Origin of the sequence: Enterobacter cloacae complex sp. P14RS, assembly GCF_014895895.1 — a bacterium.
GTDB lineage: Bacteria > Pseudomonadota > Gammaproteobacteria > Enterobacterales > Enterobacteriaceae > Enterobacter > Enterobacter bugandensis.
Map to the genome: position 1 here is coordinate 1 of NZ_JADBQM010000047.1, position 504 is coordinate 504.

Annotated in this window: 1 pseudogene; it reads left to right on the plus strand. The window is 31.2% G+C overall.

What is annotated here, in order from left to right:
- Positions 1–445, plus strand: a pseudogene (locus IM295_RS23200) (hypothetical protein); the annotation flags it as partial.
- Positions 446–504: the final 59 nt, after the last annotated feature.

Sequence of the window (504 nt, forward strand, 5' to 3'; positions counted from 1 at the left end):
TTATTATACGACAGTTATACTGGCATTTTCAGCTGCATTGGTATATGCATACTCAAAGCTTATAGAGCTACAGTTAAACATTACTACCTTGTTGATTTTTTATCTTGTCTTAATAAACATGCTCGACTTACTTGATTTAATATTATTATTGCGGCGTTCAGTTTCTGTTTCTGGATTTCATCGATCTTCATTTAAAAGTTTACGCACCTCCAAAGAAGAATATGCATTAACTAAATCATTGTATTTCGATTTTGTTGCCAGTAGTAATGACGTCCAGTATTATGCTGGATTAACAAAAAATACTGAAATGCGTTCTTTTAAAGTAATAATAATAGGTTTTATCTTGCTAATTTGTACCACAATAAAATTCAACCATATTGAAACTAAACAAGACAGCCCCCTTTTGTATTTGCAAAGCTATACGTCCTTAGATAAAAACAGGTAAAAAAAATGAAGCCATATATAATGTTATACAGTGAGACAACAGATATTGCTCCTTCTTGC